Here is a 19,995-nt window from a genome sequence, read left to right as displayed (position 1 = left end):
GGCTTCGATATTTCCTCACACCGTTTCCGTCACACACTTGCCACGGAGTTGATGAAATCCCCGGACAGAAATCTAAAGCTGGTGAAGGATTTGTTGGGTCACCGTAACGTCAGTACCACAATGGAGTATATCGAATTGGATATGGAAGTAGCAGGAAAAGCACTAGAACAGGAGCTTGTTTTACATACGGATATCACCGCTACGAGAAGCTTACAAAGCTTGACACAGGCATGATTTGCTGTGAATATCACCAGTGATCGAGAAAAGGACGCCTGTGCAGGCACACAGGCATCCTTCTTGAGGAATTCAACTTACAACGTCGCGGTAGTAAACAGTTACTCTGTTATCACTTTGACAAGTCGATTCCGTATTAACCACCCGTTAAAGTTCTCATCCTTTAACCAGTGTGCATTGATGCAGAATTAGTGGTGCCCGGACTCGGAATCGAACCAAGGACACGGGGATTTTCAATCCCCTGCTCTACCGACTGAGCTATCCGGGCAACGCGCAGCATTAAACCGTATTGGCCGATGGCCGTCAACGGCTTTATGCGTGAAAGACGTTAAAATGCCTCCGGTTGCTGGCTTTTCAGGCAAAGGGCGCAAAAAATGCGCCTGCTGTGGCTATCACCTTGGGTTGGCGGCGCCGTAAGCGCGGCTCGCTCAGCTCAGCGCCCCGTTGCGGCGGCACTGTGCCACCTGCAAGATGTCTTCCGCCAGCCGTTTGGCGACCGATACGTCCTGGAGCTGGCGTTTTATCAGCAGTTTGCTCAGGCAGCCTTCCTGAATCAATTCCATTTGCTGCGCCACCATGTCGGCATCGTCGGCGTCCATGTCGCGCAGCAGTTCGCGGGTCAGCTCCAGCGAGGTCAGCTTTTGCTGCTCCGCCAACTGATGGATCGGGTGATCCGTTTCCGGGAAGAAGCTGCAGGCGGCGATAAACAGGCAGCCGGGATAGCGGTCTTGCTGCACGTATTCCGCCAGTACGTCATAGCGCGCCAGCAGCTTTTGCTGCGGGCTCAGGTTTTCATCCAGCAGCAGCTGGCGGCGCCAGGTGTCGATCTGTTGGCCGTGGTAGCGCAGGCAGTCGTACAGCAGCGCTTCGCGATCCGGCCAGAACCGTTTGAGATCGCCGGGCTGAACGTCGAGTTTTTCCGCCAGCATCTCTAATGTGGCGGTCGCCAGGCCCTGTTGTTCCAACAGGCCCAGCGCGGTATCAAGGACGTGTTCACGTTGCACTTGTGCTTCCTCCTCTTCGGTTCAGAACCTCAGTGTTATTTATCGCATCACTTTCTGCAAATGCGCGTTGAAGGCTTCCGCCTTCATAAAACCGGTGACCCGCTGGGACGTCAGCTCCTGGCCGGCCGGATCGAAGAACAGGATCGTCGGCAACCCCAGCACCTGCAGATGCTTCAGCAGCGCCGCCTGTTCCGCACCGTTGGCGGTGACGTCCGCCTGCAGCAGCACCGCGTTGGCCAGGCTCGCCTGCACCGCCGCATCGCTGAAGGTGTATTTCTCGAACTCTTTACAGGCCACGCACCAGTCGGCGTACAGGTCCAGCATCACCGGCTTGCCCCGCGCCTGTTGCAGCGCGAGATCGAGCTGTTCGACGTTGTTGATGCGGGTAAAAGTCAGGTGCGGTTGAGCCGCCTGCTGCGCCTGATCGGCGCCGAAGGCCCAGTCCTGCAGCGGCCGCGCGGCGATCACCGCCGCCGCCAGCAGAAGCAGCTGCAGGGCGCGTGCCCAGCCGCGCGCGTTTCTCAGGCTCAGGGCGAAGGCCCAACCGAAGAACGCCAGGCCGAGCAGGCTCCACAGGCGCAGGCCCCACAGATCGCCGATCACCCGCTCCAGCAGGAACACCGGCAGCGCCAGAATGACGAAGCCGAAGGCCTCTTTCACGTACTGCATCCACGGGCCGCTGCGCGGCAGCAGGCGGTTGCCGAACAGGGTGACGATCACCAGCGGAATGCCCATCCCCAGTGCGTACAGGTACAGCGTACCGCCGCCGGCCCACAGGTTACCGCTCTGGGCGATATACAGCAGGATGGCGCTGAGCGGCGCGGTGGTGCAGGGCGAACAAATCAGCCCGGCCAGGGCGCCCATCAGGAACACGCCGGTCAGCGAGCCGCCGCGTTGGGTGTTGCTCCAGCTCGCCAGCCGGGTTTGCAGCGCAGAGGGCAGCTGCAGGGAATAGAGGCCGAACATCGACAGCGCCAGCGCGATAAACAGCACCGACAGGCCGATCAGCACGTAAGGGTGCTGCAGCGCCGCCTGGAACTGCAGGCCGGCGGCGGCCACCACCAGCCCCAGCAGGGTGTAGGTGAGCGCCATGCCCTGCACGTAAACCACCGCCAGCGCCAGAATGCGGCCGCTGCTTTGCGGCCGGTCGCGGCCGAGGATGATGCCGGAGATCAGCGGGTACATCGGCAGCACGCACGGCGTGAAAGCGATGCCGATGCCGATCAGCAGCGCCCACAGCGGCGAGAACGGCAGGCTGGCCGGCGTAGCGGGCTGTTCGGTTGGTGCGGTGTCAACCGCCGGGAGCGGGGCGGCCGCGCCGGCGCTGACGGCATCCAGCGGGATGGTTCGGGTTTCCGGCGGATAGCAGAAGCCGGCCTCGGCGCAGCCCTGATAGGTGACGCTGAGGCTGGCGTTGGCCGCCGCCTGTTGCAGCGGCACCTGCAGATTCAGCTGCTGTTTGAAAATCGCCACTTCGCCGAAGAACTCGTCCTTGTGGCTCAACCCTTCGGGCAGGGTAAAGGCGCCGAGCGTCGCCTGCTGCGGCACCAGTTTGATCTGCTGGCGATACAGGTAGTAGCCGGGGCGGATCTGCCAGTTCAGCGTTACCTGGCTGCCTTGCTGTTTGAAATCGAAGGCGAAGGCCTGATCGACAGGCACGAACTGGCTGCCGCCCTTCGGCGCGAACAGCGAAGCCTGCGCCGCCTGCGGCAGGAAGAACAGGCTGCACAGCAGCAAAATCAGTTTAAGGAAGCGTTGATCCATAACAGGTAGTCTTTATCTCCGGCCATCACCGGCAGCACCAGCAGCTCGGGCGTCTGGTAAGGGTGATGTTGTTTCAGGGTGTCGAGCAGGGCCTGCTGACGGCGGCGATCGCTTTTGAACAGCATCTGCACTTCGTATTCCTGTTCCAGTTTCCCTTCCCAGTAATACAGCGAGGTAGCGCCGGGCAGCAGCGTGGCGCAGGCCGCCAGTTTATCGCCCAAGACCCGCGCCGCCAGTTCCTGGGCGCTGGCTTCATCGGGTGCGGTACAGAGTATGACGACAGCTTCGCAATCAGACATCTTCAGCCCTCTCATCGGTTCGAATGGGCACTATACCCCGAAGGCGGATTGGCTAGAAGGCGAGTTTATCGCCAGAAGGAAAACCGGGGCCGCAGCCCCGGTCGGAGCGTTACAGCATGATGCTGCCGAGCAGGAAGCCGAATACCACGGCGAAGATCACGCCCATGGTGCCGGGAATGAAGAACGGATGGTTGAACACGAAGCGGCCGATGCGCGTGGTGCCGGTATCGTCCATCTGCACCGCGGCGACCAGCGTTGGGTAGGTCGGCAGGATGAACAGGCCGGAGACGGCGGCGAAGGAGGCGACGGCGGTCAGCGGCGATACGTTCAGCGCCAGCGCCATCGGCATCAGCGCCTTGGCGGTAGCGGCCTGCGAGTACAGCAGCGCCGAGCAGAAGAAGAAGATCACCGCCAGCAGCCACGGGTGCGCCTGAATGACGCTGCCGGCCGTCTCTTTGATCCAGTCGATGTTGGCCTGCACGAAGGTATCGCCCAGCCAGGCGACGCCGAGGATACAAATACAGGCGCTCATGCCGGCCTTGAAGGTGCTGGAGTTCAGCACCATGTCGGTGTCGACGCGGCACAGCAGGGTGGTCAGCGTGGCGACGCTCAGCATGATGATCAGGATGGCGTTGGTGGTGTTCATCAGCGGCTTGGCCACCAGGCCCAGGCCCGGGCTGTTGATGATGGCATAGGCGACAACGCACAGCACGCCCAGCAGGAACAGCAGCACCGAGGCTTTGGCGCGCGGTTTGATCGCCAGCGCGTTGTTGCCGCGCAGGGTGATCAGGCCCTCTTCCAGGCGTTTCAGGTACACCGGATCGTTAGACAGCTTGGAGTCGAACAGCCAAGTTACCAGCAGCGACATCACCAGCACGGCGCAGAAGGTGGACGGGATCACCACCATCAGCAGGTGCAGGTAGCTGACGCCGTGGCCTTCCATCACCGAAGACATGTACACCACCGCGGCGGAGATCGGCGAGGCGGTGATGGCGATCTGGGCGGACACCACGGCGGTCGACAGCGGCCGGCAAGGCTTGATGCCCTGTTCTTTCGCCACTTCGGCGATCACCGGCAGCGCCGAGAGCGAGATGTTGCCGGTGCCGGCGAAGATGGTCAGGAAGTAGGTGACGATAGGGGCGAGAATGGTGATGTGCTTGGGGTTCTTGCGCAGCAGCTTTTCGGTCTGCTGCACCAGATAGTCCATCCCCCCGGCGACCTGCATCGCGGAGATCGCCGCGATCACCGCCATGATGATGGAAATCACGTCGAAGGGAATGCTGCCCGGCTTGACGCCGATCAGCGCCAGGACCAGAACGCCCAATCCCCCCGCGAACCCGATACCGATACCGCCCAACCTGGCCCCTAAAAAGATGGCCAGCAGAACGATAACCAATTCCAAGGCTAGCATAGTGTTTACTCCTTAAAATGAGAGAAATTGAAAATCAAACGTTAAAATTTTGTGGGCGCCGGAAAGTAAAAAGGCACGCTATCCAGAGGATTTAGCGTGCCTTTCAGGGCTACCGGGTAGGTCTGTTATTGTTCATTTTCATCCGTATAGCGTTTGGCTTTATAGGCCGGGTGCATCAGGTTCTCCACGGAGAAGATGTCATCCAGCTCGGCTTCGGTCAGCAGGCCGCGTTCCAGCACCACTTCACGCACGCTCTTGCCGGTTTCGGCGCAGATCTTCCCGACGATGTCACCGTTATGGTGGCCGATGAACGGGTTCAGATAGGTGACGATACCGATCGAGTTGAAGACGTAGTGTTCGCAGACTTCTTTATTCGCGGTGATGCCGTTAATGCATTTTTCCAGCAGGTTGTAGCAGGCGTTGGTCAGGATGTGGATCGACTCGAACATCGCCTGGCCGATCACCGGCTCCATCACGTTCAACTGCAGCTGGCCCGCTTCGGCCGCCATGGTAACGCAAGTGTCGTTGCCAATCACCTTGAAACACACCTGATTGACCACTTCCGGCACGACCGGGTTCACTTTGGCCGGCATGATGGACGATCCCGCCTGCAGCTCAGGCAGGTTGATTTCGTTCAGGCCGGCGCGCGGGCCGGAGGAGAGCAGGCGCAGGTCGTTGCAGATTTTGGACAGTTTCACCGCCAGGCGTTTGAGCGCGCTGTGCACCATCACGTAGGCGCCGCAGTCGGAGGTGGCCTCGATCAGGTCTTCCGCCGGCACCACCGGCAGGCCGCTGACTTCCGCCAGTTTTTGCACCGCCAGCGGCTGATAGCCTTCCGGGGTGTTGAGTGCGGTGCCGATGGCGGTGGCGCCCAGGTTCACTTCTAGCAGCAGCTCCGCGGTGCGGTGCAGGTTGCGGGTCTCTTCGTTCAGCAGCACGCTGAAGGCGTGGAACTCCTGGCCGAGGGTCATCGGCACTGCGTCTTGCAGCTGGGTGCGGCCCATTTTCAGGATGGTTTCGAACTCTTTCGCCTTGCGGTCGAAGCCTTCACGCAGCTGGTTGATGGCGTCGATCAGTTTCTGGTTGGAGGCGTACACCGCGATGCGGAACCCGGTCGGGTAGGCGTCGTTGGTGGACTGGCACTTATTGAGGTGATCGTTCGGGTTCAGGTACTGGTATTCGCCTTTTTGGTGGCCCATCAGCTCCAGGCCGATGTTCGCCAGCACTTCGTTGGTGTTCATGTTCAGCGAGGTGCCTGCGCCGCCCTGGAACACGTCCACCGGAAACTGATCCATGCATTTGCCTTTATCCAGCACCTCGTCGCAGGCCTGGATGATCACGTCGGCGATTTTGCGCGGGATGGTTTTGAGTTCTTTGTTGGCCATCGCCGCGGCCTTTTTCACCATCACCATGCCGCGAACGAACTCGGGGACATCGCTGATTTTGCTGTTGCTGATGTAGAAGTTTTCAATCGCACGCAGAGTGTGAACTCCGTAGTAAGCGTCTGCGGGGACTTCACGTGTTCCTAACAGGTCTTCTTCGATACGAATGTTGTTTGACATGAGAACCTTCTCTATGTGTTGCTGCCGAATTAATAATTTGTCAGGTCAGGGCTAGTAAGGGCACAGCCTAAATTAATATTGCCGAAGGCTTGGGGCGTGAAACGATTAACCAAATCGCCCGTTGCTGCCCAGATCATATGCTGGTTGGTAAGAAATGACTGAATCCAGATCACCTTATGGTGTTTAAGGATATGCCCTTTTCCGGTTCTGTGACTTCTTTCACGTTTGTGAACTTTAGCAATAAAAACCGGCTCTCGGTTGAAATGGTGGGGTGATGCCCTCATTGTAATGGTGTCGGCCGTTTACGGCCTCTTTTTTCGCGCCGTCGCCCCGTGGCGGCCGCGCTTTACCTACCGATAGGAGAACCAGGTGCGCTGGTTACCGCTACTGCTGATATTTCTGCTGGCTTACATAGAAATATCCATCTTTATCAAAGTCGCCGCCGTGCTCGGCGTGGCTGTCACCCTGCTGCTGGTGGTGTTCAGCTCCTGCGTCGGCATTTCGCTGGTGCGCAATCAGGGCATGAAAACCTTCGTGCAGATGCAGCAAAAACTGGCGGCCGGCGAAAGCCCGGCGGCGGAAATGGTGAAAAGCGTTTCGCTGGTGCTGGCGGGCTTCCTGCTGCTGATCCCGGGCTTCTTTACCGACTTCCTCGGCCTGTTGCTGCTGCTGCCGCCGGTGCAAAAATCGTTGACGCTGAAGCTGATGCCGCACCTGTCGGTTTATCGCCCCGGCGGTTGGACGGGCGGCGACGCCGCCAACGGCAACACCTTCGACGCTGAAGCTGATGCCGCACCTGTCGGTTTATCGCCCCGGCGGTTGGACGGGCGGCGACGCCGCCAACGGCAACACCTTCGACGCTGAAGCTGATGCCGCACCTGTCGGTTTATCGCCCCGGCGGTTGGACGGGCGGCGACGCCGCCAACGGCAACACCTTCGACGGTGAATTCCAGCGCAAGGACGACGAACGCCCGGTGCTGGAACACCGCCCGGACGAGGAGCGCAAGCCTCACGATCGTTAAGCAAACGCGGCTCAGGCCGCGTTTTTCATCTCTGTAGCACCCGCGCGACCAAAAATGCGAAATTTTTTTCGTTAGCCCCCTTGAAGGGGGCTGGAACGCCCCCATCTCAAATCCCACGAGGCCGGTAATAACAACCATCCGGTGTACAACCCTAAATCTGATAGAGACCTTCTTACAGGAGAGCGTTCAATGAGTATTCGTCCATTGCATGACCGCGTTATCGTCAAGCGCAAAGAAGTTGAATCAAAATCTGCTGGCGGCATCGTCCTGACTGGCTCTGCGGCGGGTAAATCCACTCGCGGTGAAGTGGTTGCAGTGGGTAAAGGGCGTGTGCTGGAAAGCGGCAACATCCAACCGCTGGATGTGAAAGTTGGCGATATCGTGATTTTCAACGACGGCTACGGCGTGAAAGCAGAGAAGATCGACAATGAAGAAGTGTTGATCATGTCCGAAAGCGACATTCTGGCAATTGTTGAAGCGTAATTGCGCTTTATCTTCTGAACTGAACGAGTTGAAGGGAAATACCAATGGCAGCTAAAGACGTAAAATTCGGCAATGACGCTCGCGTGAAAATGCTCCGCGGCGTGAATGTTCTCGCTGATGCAGTAAAAGTGACTCTGGGCCCGAAAGGCCGCAACGTAGTGCTGGATAAATCTTTCGGCGCACCGACCATCACCAAAGACGGCGTTTCCGTTGCGCGTGAAATCGAACTGGAAGACAAGTTCGAGAACATGGGCGCACAGATGGTGAAAGAAGTGGCCTCCAAAGCGAACGACGCGGCGGGCGACGGCACCACCACGGCAACCGTGCTGGCGCAATCCATCATCACCGAAGGCCTGAAAGCGGTTGCTGCAGGCATGAACCCGATGGACCTGAAGCGCGGCATCGACAAAGCGGTTGTCGCTGCGGTTGAAGAACTGAAAAAACTGTCCGTACCTTGCTCCGATTCCAAAGCTATCGCTCAGGTAGGCACCATCTCCGCCAACTCCGACGAAACCGTGGGTAAACTGATCGCGGAAGCGATGGAGAAAGTGGGCAAAGAAGGCGTTATCACCGTTGAAGAAGGCACCGGCCTGCAAGACGAGCTGGACGTGGTTGAAGGTATGCAGTTCGACCGCGGTTACCTGTCCCCATACTTCATCAACAAGCCGGAAACCGGTTCTGTTGAGCTGGAAAGCCCGTTCATCCTGCTGGCTGACAAAAAGATCTCCAACATCCGCGAAATGCTGCCGGTGCTGGAAGCCGTTGCCAAAGCAGGCAAACCGCTGCTGATCATCGCTGAAGACGTAGAAGGCGAAGCGCTGGCGACCCTGGTGGTCAACACCATGCGCGGCATCGTGAAAGTGGCTGCCGTTAAGGCGCCTGGCTTCGGCGACCGCCGTAAAGCCATGCTGCAGGACATCGCGACCCTGACTGCCGGTACCGTTATCTCTGAAGAGATCGGTCTGGAGCTGGAAAAAGCCACCCTGGAAGACCTGGGCCAGGCAAAACGCGTTGTGATCAACAAAGACACCACCATCATCATCGATGGCGTGGGCGACGAAGCGACCATCCAGGGCCGCGTTGCTCAAATTCGTCAGCAGATCGAAGAAGCGACCTCTGACTACGATCGTGAAAAACTGCAGGAGCGCGTAGCGAAACTGGCCGGCGGCGTTGCCGTTATCAAGGTTGGCGCAGCCACTGAAGTTGAAATGAAAGAGAAGAAAGCCCGCGTTGAAGACGCCCTGCACGCGACCCGCGCTGCAGTGGAAGAAGGCGTGGTTGCTGGCGGTGGCGTAGCGCTGATCCGCGTTGCAGGCAAAATCGCCGCGCTGAAAGGCGACAACGAAGACCAGAACGTGGGTATCAAAGTTGCGCTGCGCGCAATGGAAGCCCCTCTGCGTCAGATCGTGGTCAACGCCGGTGAAGAAGCTTCCGTTATCGCCAACCAGGTGAAAGCGGGCGAAGGCAGCTACGGCTACAACGCTTACTCTGAAGAATACGGCGACATGATCGCGATGGGTATCCTGGATCCAACCAAAGTGACCCGTTCTGCTCTGCAGTACGCGGCTTCCGTGGCTGGCCTGATGATCACCACCGAATGCATGGTCACCGACCTGCCGAAGGCTGACGCACCGGATCTGGGCGCAGCAGGCGGCATGGGTGGCATGGGCGGCATGGGCGGCATGATGTAATCATCCCCCACACGCTTGTGTGCTGAGAACCCCGGTCAAACGACCGGGGTTTTTTTTATCTTAAAAATCAATAAAAAGAATGTTTATTTAGCTTGTTATTAGTTCACTGAATGAATTATTGCAGTATTTTGCTTTTACCCTAAACCGTTGTCGTTTCGTACCGATATAGCCCCTACCAGGCGGGGAATTTTCCCTCGCCGGTGTGACTGTCAACGGAGACGACTTATGCTGAAAAATATGAAAATAGCCACCTGGCTGATGTTGATGCTGTTGCTGTTGGGCTTGATGCCCATGGGAACCGGCGCCATCGCCTTCTATTTCATGCAGCAAAACGGCAACAGCATCGGCAGGATGAGCACTTTCTCCGACGAGGAAGCCGCGCTGAACCGCAGTTGGCGTGCTTTGCTGCAAACGCAGACGCTGATCGACAACATGGCGTTCGAGCGCATGGCGCAGACGGACGCCGCCGATATCCGGCAGGGCATCATTGAGGCACGTAACGAGCTGCGCAGCGCCGACGTCGCGTTCAACCTGTTCTGGGAGACGCCGGGCCTGACGGTATCGCGCCCGGATCTGGGCGAGGCGATGAAAAAGGTCTACCTGGCGCAGCAGGCGGTGCTGAAGCAAGAGCTGACGCTGTTGGCCGACACGCCGCAGGTGGCGCTGATCGAGCGGCTGCACGCTATGGCGGCAGAGAAGCGCCAGGTGCGCCAGCGGCTGGATAGCCAGTTTGCCGACTACATGCGGGCCACGGTGGCCGCCCATCGTCTGGCGGTGGAAGAGGCGGAGCAGACCCAAAAAGTCTTTGCACGCCTGCTGAGCGGCACCCTGGCGGCGATCCTGCTGCTGCTGGTCGCCGTGCAACGTGATTTCCGCCGGCGCTTGATCCTGCCGCTGCGCCAGATCGCCGAACACTTGCAAAAGGTTGGGCGCGGCGATCTGCGCTGCGAGATCGCGGTACGCAACAACAATGAGATCGGCATGCTGTTTGCCAGCCTGCGAACGATGCAGCAGGAACTGAGCGCCACCGTGCAGCAGGTGCGTGACGGCGTGGAGTCGATCAACCACGGTACGCACGAGATCGCCGTCGGCAACGCCGACCTTTCCAGCCGCACGGAAGAACAGGCCAGCGCGCTGACGGAAACCGCCGCCAGCATGGAACAGATCACCGCGACGGTGCGGCAAAACGCCGATAACGCCAACCAGGCCGCCGGGATGGTCAATCAGACCGCCGGCATTGCCCGCAACGGCGAAACGCTGATGGCCAGCGCGGTCGACAAGATGCGGGCGATCAACGACAGCGCGCGTCAGGTGGGGGATATTACCAGCGTGATCGACGGCATCGCCTTCCAGACCAATATCCTGGCGCTGAACGCCGCCGTGGAGGCCGCGCGGGCCGGTGAACAGGGGCGGGGTTTTGCGGTGGTGGCCGGCGAGGTGCGCAATCTGGCGCAGCGCTGCGCGACTTCGGCCAAGGAAATCAGCAGTTTGGTCGACGGCGTGACCGGCGATATCGCCGCCGGCGTGCGCTTGGTGGAGCAGGCAGGCGAGACGATGAATGCCATCGTTGGCTCGGTGAACCAGGTGACGTCGCTGATGGATAACATCTCGTACGCGTCGGAAGAGCAAAGCAAGGGCGTCGAGCAGGTCGGGGTAGCGGTGACCCAGATGGATCAGGTGACCCAGCAGAACGCCGCGCTGGTGGAGGAGGTGGCGACCACCGCCGTCGGCGTGGAGGAGCAGGCGGCCCTGCTGGCGCAGGCGGTGGCGGTATTCCAACTGGCGGAGGGGGAACCGCACCAGGGCGACGTGGAGGCGCAGGCATCGGCGGCCGTTGCCGCTTGGGCCTAACGCCGCCGCACTGTATTTGATGATATTTTTGCCGCCCGGGGCGATTTAGCTGGTAAACTGGTAAGTCATCAGCTGTCGCTCAAGACGTTGGCCCGCTCGCGTGGCAACGGATGCTTAAGAGATGGCATCGCTTTCTGATAAGCTTTTGCGTGATTCTCAACATCGAATGGGGAACAAGATGCGGATTAAAGCCTTACTGGGTCTCTCGGCAGCGATGCTGCTGGCGGGTTGCAGCACCACTCATGAACTGACCGCTGCGGGTCAGCAGATCAAGTTCACCGACAGCAAGCCGGCGGCGGAATGCCAGCTGCTGGGGGAAGTGACCGGCACCCAGAGCAACTGGCTGTCCGGCAACGGCGGTGAAGGCAGCTCCATGCGCGGTGCGGCCAACGATCTGCGCAACAAGGCGGCGGCCATGGGCGGCAACGTAATCTACGGCGCCAACAGCCCGAGCCAGAACCTGCTCTCCAGCTTCGCACCGCTGGACAGCAAAATGGTCGGCCAGGTTTACAAGTGCCCGTAAGGCGCTGAGGCCGGAGCCGCAAAGAGATAAAAAAAGAGGAATGCCACGGCATTCCTCTTTTCGTTGGGGGACTTGGCGCGCGTCACTCCTGCATCAGGCGCAGATCGATCGGCGTTTTGCTCGGTTCGCCGCCCACTTCGCGCGTCAGGCGCGGCACCAGATAGCCGGACACCTTGCTCAGCAGCGCTTGCATGATGGCGCGCGCTTCATCGTCGCTGACCATGAAGTGCGCCGCGCCCTGCACCTTGTCCAGCACGTGGATGTAGTAAGGCAGGATACCGGCGTCGAACAGCGCGTTGCTGAGCGCCGCCAGCGTGTCGGCATCGTCGTTGACGTCGCGCAGCAGCACGCTCTGGTTGAGCAGCGTGACGCCGGCGAGGCGCAGCTGCGCCATGGCGCTTTGCAGATCGCGGTCAATTTCGTTGGCGTGGTTGATGTGCGTGACCATCAGCACCTGCAGGCGCGAGGCCGACAGCAGGCGGCACAGCGCCGGCGTGATGCGCGCCGGGATCACCACCGGCAAACGGGTGTGGATGCGCAGGCGTTTCAGGTGCGGGATGGCCTCCAGTTCGCCAACCAGCCATTCCAGCTCGCTGTCTTTGGCCATCAGCGGATCGCCGCCGGAAAAAATGATCTCGTCCAGTTCCGGGTGTTGGCGGATATAATCCAGTGCCTGCCGCCAGTTGTTCTTATTGCCCTGATTATCCTGATAGGGGAAGTGGCGGCGGAAGCAGTAACGGCAGTTGACCGCACAGCCGCCCTTGACCAGCAGCAGTGCGCGATTGCGGTATTTGTGCAGCAGGCCCGGCACCACGCTGCGCTGCTCATCGAGCGGATCGGTGGTGAACCCTGGGGCGTTGATGAACTCCTCTCTGGCGGTCAGCACCTGGCGCAGCAGCGGGTCGTTGGCATCCCCGGGGCGCATGCGTGCGGCGAAGGCGCGCGGCACGCGCAGGGCGAACAGCCGGCGGGCATCGCGCCCCTGCGGCAGTTCCGGGTGCGTATTCAGTGACAAAAGCTGCAGTAATTCATCAGGATCGGTAATAACATCGGCGAGTTGATGCAACCAATCTTCTCTATGTGCCGTACTTTGGGTTATAATGTGTGCCATTTTTTTGGCTAAGCTACCAGTTCAAATATTCAGAGGGCCATCATGGCGACTTATTCTAGCAACGATTTCCGTCCGGGTCTTAAAATCATGTTCGAGGGCGAACCTTACGCCGTCGAAGCCAGTGAGTTCGTTAAGCCGGGCAAAGGCCAGGCGTTTGCACGCGTGAAAATGCGTCGTCTGCTGACCGGCACCCGCGTGGAAAAAACCTTCAAGTCTACCGATTCTTGCGAAGGCGCAGACGTGATGGACACCAACATGAACTACCTGTACAGCGACGGTGAGTTCTACCACTTCATGCACCCTGAGTCTTTTGAACAGCATCAGGTTGACGGCAAAACCGTAGGCGATGCGGCCAAATGGCTGCAGGACAACGCAGAGTGCATCATCACTCTGTGGGATGGCCGTCCAATCGCCGTTCAGCCGCCGAACTTCATCGAAGCAGAAATCACCGATACCGATCCGGGCCTGAAAGGCGATACCGCAGGGACTGGCGGCAAGCCGGCTACCCTGAGCACCGGCGCCGTGGTTAAAGTGCCGTTGTTCGTCCAGATCGGCGAAGTGATCAAAGTTGACACTCGCTCTGGCGAATACGTTTCTCGCGTTAAATAAGTTTCAAAACAGAGGAACCCCCGCGGTTCCTCTGTTTTATCCCATCCCCGTTCGTTGGCAGAAAACCCGCATGTTCAAGAAAACGTTGTTGGCCGTGCTCTCCCTGTTGTTCCTTTTCTCCCTTAGCGGTTGCAATACGTTTCGCGGTTTCGGCGAAGACGTTCAGCATCTCGGCGGCGCCATCTCCCGCACGGCCGGCTGATCCCGCCCTTTAACCCGATGTATTTGCGCCACAAAGCCGGTGGCGATCCCACTCTCTGCGCCAATTTTGACTAAGCTTAGAAAGCCGTACTTTTTCATCAACGACAAATAAGGACTTTCTTATGCTGAAGAAAAGTATTATCGCGATCTTCTCTTTGATGATTTTGACCTCGTTGACCGCCTGTAACACCACCCGCGGCGTGGGTGAGGACATACAGGCCGGCGGCAAGGCCATTCAGCGCAGCGCGGAATAATCCGTTCTCCACCCGGCGGCGTTCCGCGCGCGGAGGGCCGCCGCATTCCTCCTCTTGCCTGAGCGTTAACGCTGCTGCTATCCTGCCGCAGTGCGGGTGAGGTTACCCGCCGTTCATCACCCCGCTGAACGGGACGACCCGTTTACGCGTCATTATATCGGGGACGACCCCAGTGGTAGGGAGGCCGTCTCATGGCCTGGATTATTCTGCTTATCGCCGGTTTGCTCGAAGTGGTTTGGGCTATCGGTCTGAAATACACCCACGGTTTTACCCGGCTGACGCCGAGCATCATCACCATCGCCGCGATGGTGGTCAGCATGTTGCTGTTGGCCAACGCCATGAAAACGCTGCCCGCCGGCACCGCCTATGCGGTGTGGACCGGCATCGGCGCGGTGGGCGCGGCCATCATGGGCATGGTGCTGTTGGGCGAGTCGACCAATATCGCGCGTATCATCAGCCTGTGCCTGATCGTGGTCGGCATCCTGGGGCTGAAGTTCAGCAGTCACTGATCGGCGGACTGTTGCACCCAGATCAGCGCATCGGTGGCGAAACCGTAGCCCTTGGCCGTCTGTAATAAGCTGTCGCGTACGCCGGCGTCAAGCGTCGGGGTGCGCGACAGGATCCATAGATAGTCGCGGTTTGGGCCGCAAACCAGCGCGTAGCGGTAGTCCGGGTCCAGGGCAATCACGTTATAGCCGCCGTAGAAGGGGCCGAAGAACGACACTTTCAACGCCGCGACCTGCGGTGAGCCGATAAAGTAGGCTTTGCCTTCGCTTTCTTGCCATTGCTGTTTCTGCGGATTGAAGCCGCGATTGATGACTTTCAGCCCGCCGTCGGCGCGTGGGCTGTAGTGGGCGGTTACCTGCTGCAAACCGCGTTCAAAACGATGATCCAGACGCGCGATTTCGTACCAGGTGCCGAGATAGCGCTGACTGTCGAAAGGGGTCACGACCTTGATGTCTTTGGGCGGGGAGACGCTGCAAGCGACGGAGAGCAGGGCAGAAAGCATGACGCTAAGCTTTGACCATAAACGCATCGGTGACTCCTGTTTACCGGGGGCGAGTAGACAGTGTAGCCGATGAGAAAAGGGCGGCCAACGGGCGTTGGCCGCCTGAGCGGTTTACAGGGTGACGACGCCGATAACGGTGACCACGCTGAGGATCGCCGCCAGACCGTAGAACACCCATTTGCCGGCCGGTACGTGGATCTTCAGATCGTGCATCGCATGGTGGATGCGGTGCAGGCCGCACCACAGCGGCAGAATGATCATCAGCAGCAGGAACAGGCGGCCGATCAGGCTCTGGCAGAACGCCAGCACGCGCTCGTAGCCCAGTGCTTCACCGGGGAACAGCCCCAATGGCAGCAGAATGCCGACCAGCAGCACGATGGCCGGTGCGACGATCGCGCCCCACATGCCGCCGGCGCCGAACAATCCCCAGAAAACCGGCTCGTCGGAGCGTTTAGGTGCTTGATTTATCATGTTTCCTCCGGATTAGATCAGGGCCACGGCCAGGATGACCACGCTGACGACGACCGTGACGGCCCACAGCCCTTTCACGATGGGGCCCGGCCCCATTTTCTCGCTGTTGACCACGATATTGGCGGCCTTCGGCGCCAGATCGAACCAGGTTTTGGTGTGCAGCGCCGCCGCCAGCAGGGCGACGACGTTGATCAACAGCACCAGCGGGTTCTGCAAGAAGCCGACGAAGCCGGCCCAGCTCTCGGCGCCGCCCTTCAGCGCGAACACGCCGTAGAGCAGCACGAGGCTGAACCACACCGCCAGCACTGAGGTGCCTTCGCGCAGCATGTAGAAACGGTAGAAGCCGAGCTTTTGCCACCAGGTGGGCGTCATGGTGCGCACATAGGGCTTACGTTGAGTTGTCATGGCAATTTTTCTCCCTTATTGCGGCTTCAGCATGGCGATCATGAAGTCTTTGGCGCTCTCCACCTTGCCCTGCTGGATGGCGGCGGCGGGATCGACGTGTTTCGGACAGACTTCGGAGCAATAGCCGACGAAGGTGCAGCTCCAGACGCCGTTTTGGCCGTTAAGCTGCGGCATGCGCTGTTTCTTGCCGTGGTCGCGGTTGTCCAGGTTGTAGCGGTGCGCCAGCGTGATCGCCGCCGGGCCGATAAACTCGGGGTTGAGGCCGAACTGCGGGCACGCGGCGTAGCACAGGCCGCAGTTGATGCAGCCGGAGAACTGGTGATACTTGGCCATCTGCGCCGGGGTTTGCACGTTCGGGCCGTCTTCCGGTTTGCGATCGTTGCCGATGATGTACGGCTTGATCGCCTCCAGGCTTTCGATGAAGTGGGTCATGTCGACCACCAGATCGCGCTCGATCGGGAAGTTGCCCAGCGCTTCGACCTTCATGCCGCCGACGTAATCGCGCAGGAAGGTTTTGCACGCCAGCTTCGGCACGCGGTTGACCATCATGCCGCAAGAGCCGCAGATCGCCATGCGGCAGGACCAGCGGTAGGAGAGATCCGGCGCCAGGTTGTCCTTGATGTAGCCCAGCGCGTCGAGCAGCGAGGTCTGTTCGTCGTAAGGCACGGCGTAGGTGACGAAATGCGGCTCGGCGTCGCTTTCCGGGTTATAGCGCATGACTTCGATCTTCAGGGTTTGCATCTCAGCCATTTGCCTGCTCCTTATTCTTTTTCTCCTGCGCTTCGGCTTCTGCGCCGTAGACGCGTTTGGCCGGCGGCAGCTTGGTGATTTTCACGTCGCTGTATTCGAGGCGTGGTGCACCCTGCGGGTTATGGAACGCCAGCGTATGCTTGAGGAAGTTGACGTCGTCACGCTCGGTGCAGCCTTCGTCCAGGCGCTGGTGAGCGCCGCGCGACTCTTTGCGGTTAAACGCGGAGTGCGCCATGCATTCGGCGACGTCCAGGCCGTAACCCAGCTCGATGGTGTACAGCAGATCGGTATTGAACACGCTGGAGTTGTCGGTGATGTTGACGCGCTTGAAGCGCTCTTTCAGCTCCGCCAGCTTATCGATGGTTTTTTGCATCAGCTCCGGCGTGCGGTAGATGCCGCAGCCTTCTTCCATCGACAGCCCCATTTCGTCGCGGATCTTCGCCCAGTTTTCGTTGCCTTCCTGCTTCATCAGGTTGCTCAGGCGGGTTTCGACGTCGCGGGTTTGCGCATCCAGCGCGCTGCCGTTGGCCGGCGCGGTTTCCAGCGCGCGGCGGGCCGCTTGCTCACCGGCGACGCGGCCGAACACCACCAGTTCTGCCAGCGAGTTGGAGCCGAGACGGTTGGCGCCGTGCAGGCCGACGGAGGAGCATTCGCCGACTGCGAACAGCCCCTTGATGCGGGTTTCGCAGTTCTGGTCGGTTTCAATGCCGCCCATGGTGTAGTGCGCGGTCGGGCGCACCGGGATCGGATCTTTCACCGGGTCGACGCCGACGTAGGCCTTGGCCAGTTCGCAGATGAACGGCAGCCGCTCCAGCAGCTTTTTCTCGCCCAGGTGGCGCAGATCGAGGTAGACCACGTCGCCGCGCGGGGTGGCGATGGTGCGGCCGGCGCGCCATTCGTGCCAGAAGGCTTGGGACACTTTGTCGCGCGGGCCCAGCTCCATGTATTTGTTCTTCTGCTCGCCCAGCGGGGTTTCCGGGCCCATGCCGTAATCTTGCAGGTAACGGTAGCCGTCCTTGTTCACCAGGATGCCGCCTTCGCCGCGGCAGCCCTCGGTCATCAGGATGCCGGAACCGGGCAGGCCGGTCGGGTGATACTGCACGAACTCCATGTCGCGCAGCGGCACGCCGTGGTGGAACGCCATGCCCATGCCGTCGCCGGTAACGATGCCGCCGTTGGTGTTGTAGCGGTAGACGCGCCCGGCGCCGCCGGTGGCCATCACCACCGCGTTGGCGCGGATCTGCACGCGGGTGCCTTCCATCATGTTGAGCGCCACCAGGCCGCGCGCCTGGCCGTCATCCACTAGGATATCCAGCACGAAGTGCTCGTCGAAGCGCTGGATCTGCGGGTATTTCAGCGAGGTCTGGAACAGGGTGTGCAGCATGTGGAAGCCGGTCTTGTCGGCGGCGAACCAGGTGCGTTCAATCTTCATGCCGCCGAAGCGCCGCACGTTGACCGAACCGTCCGGTTTGCGGCTCCACGGGCAGCCCCACTGTTCGAGCTGGGTCATCTCGCGCGGGCACTGATGCACGAAGTGATCGACCACGTCCTGTTCGCACAGCCAGTCGCCGCCGGCGACGGTGTCGTGGAAGTGGTAGTCGAAGGTATCGTGATCCTGGGTGACGGCGGCGGAGCCCCCCTCGGCGGCGACCGTGTGGCTGCGCATCGGGTAGACCTTAGAGATCAGCGCGATTTTCAGTTGGGGATTGGCTTCCGCTGCGGCTATTGCTGCACGTAAACCAGCGCCCCCGGCCCCAATAATGGCAAGATCGGCGTTAAAGGTTTGCACTGCATTCCTCCAATGTTCTTATTAAGAACGGCAAGTTAAATATCTATGCTTAAAATTTAGCGAACTCTTCGGGTGCTAACTAATTGAACCGATTAATGTTGCTTAAAGGTTAAGGATAGATATCTCCCACCAATAATGGGGAATTAACTATACCTAAAGTTAAGTAGTCGAAATTTGATGTGATCGATTGTTTTGTCGATTAACGCTCGACCAACAGGCTTGCCTGCCTTTTCGCGTGTTCGGCGTGCTTTACCCTTTTTAACGCGCTTTTGCCGCCTATTTATCGGAAATTGGCGTTATGGCCGGTTGTGTATCGTGAAGAATTTGTTTGGCTGCAAGGATGCGAGTAGACTGCATCCCCTGTTTGATTTCGGAGTTAATTACCATGAGCGAAACGGCAAGCTGGCAGCCTAGTGCACCCATCGCCAATTTGTTGAAACGCGCAGCGATTCTGGCTGAGATCCGGCGTTTCTTCGCCGATCGTGGCGTGCTGGAAGTTGAGACGCCCACCATGAGCCAGGCGACGGTCACCGACGTTCACCTGTTCCCGTTCGAGACGCGTTTCGTCGGGCCGGGGGCGGCAGAGGGCCTGACGCTATACATGATGACCAGCCCGGAATATCACATGAAGCGCCTGCTGGCGGCGGGCAGCGGCCCGATCTACCAAATGGGGCGCAGCTTCCGCAATGAAGAAGCCGGGCGACATCACAACCCGGAATTCACCATGCTGGAGTGGTACCGTCCGCACTACGACATGTACCGCCTGATGAACGAAGTGGACGATCTGCTGCAACAGGTGCTGGACTGCGAGAGCGCGGAGACCCTGTCTTATCAGCAGGCCTTCCTGCGCCATCTGGACATCGATCCGCTGTCGGCGGAGAAGGCGCAGCTGCGCGAAGCGGCGGCCAAACTCGACTTGAGCAACATCGCCGATACCGAAGAAGATCGCGATACGCTGCTGCAGCTGCTGTTCACCGTGGGCGTGGAGCCGCATATCGGCCGTGAAAAGCCGGCGTTCGTTTACCACTTCCCGGCCAGCCAGGCGGCGTTGGCGGAGATCAGCACCGAGGACCACCGCGTGGCGGAGCGTTTTGAGGTGTACTTCAAGGGCATCGAGCTGGCGAACGGTTTCCGCGAGCTGACCGACGGCCGTGAACAGCAGCAGCGCTTCGAGCAGGACAACCGCAAGCGCGCGGAGCGCGGCCTGCCGCAGCAGCCGATCGACTATAACCTGCTGGCGGCGTTGCAGCACGGCATGCCGGAGTGTTCCGGCGTGGCGCTGGGCGTGGATCGCCTGGTGATGCTGGCGCTGGGCGCCGAGAGCCTGAGCGACGTATTGGCCTTCCCGGTCGGGATCGCCTGACGTTTCAGGCGGTAAGACAAGCAAAAAGGGCCGGCATTTGCCGTAATGCCGATCAGTTAAGGATCACTTGAACGATCCTGTCGCTGTGTAAGAATCCGTAATCTCTCTGAGGTTACGGATTTTTTTATGTTGCTGAGTCAGGCTCTTGATACCGTTCTTAAATTCTCCCCCAAAGAATTCGCTGCGCTT

The 19,995-nt window shown here is 59.7% G+C and carries 22 protein-coding genes, 1 tRNA gene and 1 pseudogene; 12 read left to right on the top strand and 12 right to left on the bottom strand.

The features are described 5' to 3' along the window. Nucleotides 1-234: tyrosine-type recombinase/integrase (locus AC4PR2_RS25580; protein ID WP_492175648.1), on the top strand; the 234-nt coding region annotated here is incomplete at its 5' end. Nucleotides 235-426: 192 nt separating this feature from the next. Here the strand turns inward: AC4PR2_RS25580 and AC4PR2_RS25575 are convergent. From AC4PR2_RS25575 to aspA, 6 genes are all read right to left on the bottom strand, one after another. Further along, nucleotides 427-502: transfer RNA gene (locus AC4PR2_RS25575), tRNA-Phe, on the bottom strand. A gap of 160 nt (nt 503-662) precedes the next feature. Further along, nucleotides 663-1,238, bottom strand: coding sequence for a division control transcriptional repressor DicD (gene dicD / locus AC4PR2_RS25570; RefSeq protein ID WP_060440930.1), 576 nt, complete (start codon nt 1,236-1,238; stop codon nt 663-665). Between the two features lie 39 nt (nt 1,239-1,277). Beyond that, nucleotides 1,278-3,002: a protein-disulfide reductase DsbD gene (locus tag AC4PR2_RS25565; protein WP_492175647.1), complete on the bottom strand. Its 1,725-nt coding sequence runs from the start codon at nt 3,000-3,002 to the stop codon at nt 1,278-1,280. After that, nucleotides 2,978-3,301, bottom strand: a complete 324-nt coding sequence (cutA, locus tag AC4PR2_RS25560; RefSeq protein WP_004929657.1) for a divalent cation tolerance protein CutA — start codon at nt 3,299-3,301, stop codon at nt 2,978-2,980. Before cutA ends, AC4PR2_RS25565 begins: the two co-directional genes overlap by 25 nt. 109 nt (nt 3,302-3,410) lie before the next feature. Then, entirely contained in the window at nt 3,411-4,712 is a 1,302-nt protein-coding gene (locus AC4PR2_RS25555; protein WP_038879248.1) for an anaerobic C4-dicarboxylate transporter, read from the bottom strand. Between the two features lie 125 nt (nt 4,713-4,837). Then, nucleotides 4,838-6,274, bottom strand: a complete 1,437-nt coding sequence (aspA, locus tag AC4PR2_RS25550) for an aspartate ammonia-lyase (RefSeq protein WP_004929659.1) — start codon at nt 6,272-6,274, stop codon at nt 4,838-4,840. A gap of 369 nt (nt 6,275-6,643) precedes the next feature. On the opposite strand from aspA, the gene AC4PR2_RS25545 reads away from it, so the two are divergent. The 6 genes and pseudogenes from AC4PR2_RS25545 (at nt 6,644) to AC4PR2_RS25520 (ending at nt 11,844) form a co-directional block, all read left to right on the top strand. Next, nucleotides 6,644-7,138, top strand: coding sequence for an FxsA family protein (locus tag AC4PR2_RS25545; RefSeq protein WP_492175646.1), 495 nt, complete (start codon nt 6,644-6,646; stop codon nt 7,136-7,138). Further along, nucleotides 7,129-7,296 (top strand): annotated as a pseudogene (gene fxsA, locus AC4PR2_RS25540) (FxsA family protein); the annotation flags it as partial. The gene AC4PR2_RS25545 and the pseudogene fxsA, both read left to right, overlap by 10 nt. Before the next feature lie 189 nt (nt 7,297-7,485). Then, nucleotides 7,486-7,779, top strand: coding sequence for a co-chaperone GroES (locus AC4PR2_RS25535; protein WP_004952634.1), 294 nt, complete (start codon nt 7,486-7,488; stop codon nt 7,777-7,779). 44 nt (nt 7,780-7,823) lie between these two features. After that, a complete protein-coding gene (gene groL / locus AC4PR2_RS25530) occupies nt 7,824-9,470 on the top strand; it encodes a chaperonin GroEL (RefSeq protein WP_004929662.1) in 1,647 nt (548 codons plus the stop codon). Nucleotides 9,471-9,695: 225 nt separating this feature from the next. Beyond that, the gene (locus tag AC4PR2_RS25525; RefSeq protein WP_084826952.1) at nt 9,696-11,321 is read left to right on the top strand and encodes a methyl-accepting chemotaxis protein; all 1,626 of its coding nucleotides are present in this window, start codon (nt 9,696-9,698) and stop codon (nt 11,319-11,321) included. A 178-nt stretch (nt 11,322-11,499) separates the two neighbouring features. Continuing rightward, a complete protein-coding gene (locus tag AC4PR2_RS25520) occupies nt 11,500-11,844 on the top strand; it encodes a DUF4156 domain-containing protein (RefSeq protein ID WP_025305007.1) in 345 nt (114 codons plus the stop codon). Between the two features lie 82 nt (nt 11,845-11,926). On the opposite strand, the gene epmB is transcribed toward AC4PR2_RS25520, so the two are convergent. Then, a complete protein-coding gene (epmB, locus tag AC4PR2_RS25515; protein ID WP_033636765.1) occupies nt 11,927-12,955 on the bottom strand; it encodes an EF-P beta-lysylation protein EpmB in 1,029 nt (342 codons plus the stop codon). 42 nt (nt 12,956-12,997) lie between these two features. Here epmB and efp point away from each other — a divergent pair, with 42 nt between their 5' ends. From efp to sugE, 4 genes are all read left to right on the top strand, one after another. Continuing rightward, a complete protein-coding gene (gene efp, locus AC4PR2_RS25510) occupies nt 12,998-13,564 on the top strand; it encodes an elongation factor P (protein ID WP_004929666.1) in 567 nt (188 codons plus the stop codon). Nucleotides 13,565-13,634: 70 nt separating this feature from the next. Then, nucleotides 13,635-13,766 carry an entericidin A/B family lipoprotein gene (locus AC4PR2_RS25505; protein WP_049202118.1) on the top strand — a complete coding sequence of 44 codons (132 nt, stop codon included), beginning with the start codon at nt 13,635-13,637 and terminating at the stop codon, nt 13,764-13,766. A gap of 121 nt (nt 13,767-13,887) precedes the next feature. Further along, nucleotides 13,888-14,019: an entericidin A/B family lipoprotein gene (locus tag AC4PR2_RS25500; protein WP_033636766.1), complete on the top strand. Its 132-nt coding sequence runs from the start codon at nt 13,888-13,890 to the stop codon at nt 14,017-14,019. 191 nt (nt 14,020-14,210) lie between these two features. Continuing rightward, nucleotides 14,211-14,528: a quaternary ammonium compound efflux SMR transporter SugE gene (sugE, locus tag AC4PR2_RS25495; protein ID WP_004929669.1), complete on the top strand. Its 318-nt coding sequence runs from the start codon at nt 14,211-14,213 to the stop codon at nt 14,526-14,528. Here sugE and blc read toward each other — a convergent pair. The 5 genes from blc to frdA all read right to left on the bottom strand — a co-directional run bounded on the left by blc (nt 14,522) and on the right by frdA (nt 18,443). Then, on the bottom strand, nt 14,522-15,055 hold the full coding sequence (gene blc, locus AC4PR2_RS25490) for an outer membrane lipoprotein Blc (RefSeq protein WP_038879243.1): 534 nt from the start codon (nt 15,053-15,055) through the stop codon (nt 14,522-14,524). The genes sugE and blc overlap by 7 nt on opposite strands. Nucleotides 15,056-15,139: 84 nt before the next feature. Further along, nucleotides 15,140-15,499: a fumarate reductase subunit FrdD gene (gene frdD, locus AC4PR2_RS25485; RefSeq protein ID WP_004929672.1), complete on the bottom strand. Its 360-nt coding sequence runs from the start codon at nt 15,497-15,499 to the stop codon at nt 15,140-15,142. Nucleotides 15,500-15,511: 12 nt separating this feature from the next. Continuing rightward, entirely contained in the window at nt 15,512-15,904 is a 393-nt protein-coding gene (gene frdC, locus AC4PR2_RS25480; protein WP_060440901.1) for a fumarate reductase subunit FrdC, read from the bottom strand. Between the two features lie 15 nt (nt 15,905-15,919). Beyond that, the gene (locus tag AC4PR2_RS25475; protein WP_033648713.1) at nt 15,920-16,654 is read right to left on the bottom strand and encodes a succinate dehydrogenase/fumarate reductase iron-sulfur subunit; all 735 of its coding nucleotides are present in this window, start codon (nt 16,652-16,654) and stop codon (nt 15,920-15,922) included. Continuing rightward, nucleotides 16,647-18,443, bottom strand: coding sequence for a fumarate reductase (quinol) flavoprotein subunit (gene frdA / locus AC4PR2_RS25470; RefSeq protein WP_492175645.1), 1,797 nt, complete (start codon nt 18,441-18,443; stop codon nt 16,647-16,649). The genes AC4PR2_RS25475 and frdA overlap by 8 nt, the downstream gene beginning before the upstream one ends. Nucleotides 18,444-18,828: 385 nt before the next feature. Here frdA and epmA point away from each other — a divergent pair, with 385 nt between their 5' ends. Further along, complete coding sequence (epmA, locus tag AC4PR2_RS25465; protein ID WP_004929681.1) at nt 18,829-19,806, top strand: elongation factor P--(R)-beta-lysine ligase; 978 nt, start codon at nt 18,829-18,831, stop codon at nt 19,804-19,806. The last annotated feature ends 189 nt before the right edge of the window (nt 19,807-19,995 follow it).

Source organism: Serratia sp. A07 (assembly GCF_058725505.1).
This window is presented reverse-complemented; position numbering and strand designations above follow the sequence as displayed.

Bases quoted from the DNA above. Each gene is read 5' to 3' on its own strand.
- epmA (WP_004929681.1), top strand. From the start codon at position 18,829: ATGAGCGAAACGGCAAGCTGGCAGCCTAGTGCACCCATCGCCAATTTG.
- AC4PR2_RS25525 (WP_084826952.1), top strand. From the start codon at position 9,696: ATGCTGAAAAATATGAAAATAGCCACCTGGCTGATGTTGATGCTGTTG.
- AC4PR2_RS25535 (WP_004952634.1), top strand. From the start codon at position 7,486: ATGAGTATTCGTCCATTGCATGACCGCGTTATCGTCAAGCGCAAAGAA.
- frdD (WP_004929672.1), bottom strand. From the start codon at position 15,499: ATGATAAATCAAGCACCTAAACGCTCCGACGAGCCGGTTTTCTGGGGA.
- aspA (WP_004929659.1), bottom strand. From the start codon at position 6,274: ATGTCAAACAACATTCGTATCGAAGAAGACCTGTTAGGAACACGTGAA.
- blc (WP_038879243.1), bottom strand. From the start codon at position 15,055: ATGCGTTTATGGTCAAAGCTTAGCGTCATGCTTTCTGCCCTGCTCTCC.
- AC4PR2_RS25500 (WP_033636766.1), top strand. From the start codon at position 13,888: ATGCTGAAGAAAAGTATTATCGCGATCTTCTCTTTGATGATTTTGACC.
- AC4PR2_RS25565 (WP_492175647.1), bottom strand. From the start codon at position 3,002: ATGGATCAACGCTTCCTTAAACTGATTTTGCTGCTGTGCAGCCTGTTC.
- epmB (WP_033636765.1), bottom strand. From the start codon at position 12,955: ATGGCACACATTATAACCCAAAGTACGGCACATAGAGAAGATTGGTTG.
- efp (WP_004929666.1), top strand. From the start codon at position 12,998: ATGGCGACTTATTCTAGCAACGATTTCCGTCCGGGTCTTAAAATCATG.
- AC4PR2_RS25475 (WP_033648713.1), bottom strand. From the start codon at position 16,654: ATGGCTGAGATGCAAACCCTGAAGATCGAAGTCATGCGCTATAACCCG.
- frdC (WP_060440901.1), bottom strand. From the start codon at position 15,904: ATGACAACTCAACGTAAGCCCTATGTGCGCACCATGACGCCCACCTGG.
- AC4PR2_RS25505 (WP_049202118.1), top strand. From the start codon at position 13,635: ATGTTCAAGAAAACGTTGTTGGCCGTGCTCTCCCTGTTGTTCCTTTTC.
- AC4PR2_RS25555 (WP_038879248.1), bottom strand. From the start codon at position 4,712: ATGCTAGCCTTGGAATTGGTTATCGTTCTGCTGGCCATCTTTTTAGGG.
- sugE (WP_004929669.1), top strand. From the start codon at position 14,211: ATGGCCTGGATTATTCTGCTTATCGCCGGTTTGCTCGAAGTGGTTTGG.
- cutA (WP_004929657.1), bottom strand. From the start codon at position 3,301: ATGTCTGATTGCGAAGCTGTCGTCATACTCTGTACCGCACCCGATGAA.
- groL (WP_004929662.1), top strand. From the start codon at position 7,824: ATGGCAGCTAAAGACGTAAAATTCGGCAATGACGCTCGCGTGAAAATG.
- AC4PR2_RS25520 (WP_025305007.1), top strand. From the start codon at position 11,500: ATGCGGATTAAAGCCTTACTGGGTCTCTCGGCAGCGATGCTGCTGGCG.